The sequence below is a fragment of the Mesorhizobium sp. M7A.F.Ca.MR.176.00.0.0 genome, from assembly GCF_004023165.1.
In the GTDB taxonomy this organism is placed as follows: Bacteria; Pseudomonadota; Alphaproteobacteria; order Rhizobiales; family Rhizobiaceae; genus Mesorhizobium.
In genome coordinates, this window is sequence record NZ_RZTC01000199.1 from 4,630 (window position 1) to 5,658 (window position 1,029).

Sequence of the window (1,029 nt, forward strand, 5' to 3'; positions counted from 1 at the left end):
CGACTGCAGCCGATCGAGGCGGGCGCGGCTTTCCGCGCCATCGTCGACCGCATCGGCTATGCTGAGCTCGAAACGATCTATCGCCAGCGCGAGGACTGGATGCGTAAGGCCTCCCTCGATCTGGCGCGCGGCCGTGTCGACCAGGCGCTTGCCGCTTATCGCTCGCAGGGCAGGGTGCTCGGTTCGGAGCTGAAGGCTGAGGCTGTCGAGAACCTGGTCGCCGATTGGAACCGCGACTACGATCCGGCGAAGTCCACGCTGATTCTCGCGCATCTGCGCCGCGACGTGCGCATGCTCAACGAGCTCGCGCGCAAGAAGCTGGTTGAGCGCAGCATCCTCAGTGCGGGCCACGGTTTCAGGACCGCCGACGGCATCCGCCATTTCGGAGCCGGCGACCAGATCGTCTTCCTGAAAAACGAGGGCTCGCTCGGCGTGAAGAACGGCATGATCGGCCGCGTCGTCGAAGCCGCGCCGAACCGTATCGTGGTCATGGTCGGGGAGGGCGATCAGCGCCGCCAGGTGACGGTCGAGCAGCGTTTCTACAACAACCTTGACCATGGCTATGCCACCACCATTCACAAGTCCCAGGGTGCCACCGTCGATCGGGTGAAGGTGCTCGCCTCCCTGTCGCTCGATCGCCATTTGACCTATGTCGCGATGTCCCGTCACCGCGAGGATCTGCACCTCTATTATGGCCGCCGCTCCTTCGCCTTCAATGGCGGTCTGTCGAAAATCCTGTCGCGTCGGAACGCTAAGGAAACCACTCTCGATTACGATCGCGGCACGCTCTACCGCCAGGCGCTTCGCTTCGCCGAGAACCGCGGCCTCCACATTGTCCAGGTCGCCCGAACGATGCTGCGTGACCGGCTTGACTGGACGCTGCGCCAGGGATCGAGGCTCGCCGATCTGGCGATCCGCCTTCGTGCGGCCGGCGAGCGCCTCGGCCTGCTGCAAACTCCGACAATGCGAACGAAAAAGGAGTCCCGCCCGATGGTTGCCGGCGTGAAGCTGTTCCCGATACCCTTAAGC

The 1,029-nt window shown here is 64.0% G+C and carries 1 protein-coding gene; it reads left to right on the forward strand.

Annotated features, from left to right (window positions below; all coding sequences use genetic code 11):
• A partial coding sequence (locus EOB59_RS37020; RefSeq protein WP_245486870.1) for an AAA family ATPase occupies positions 1-1,029 on the forward strand: 1,029 nt, incomplete at both ends.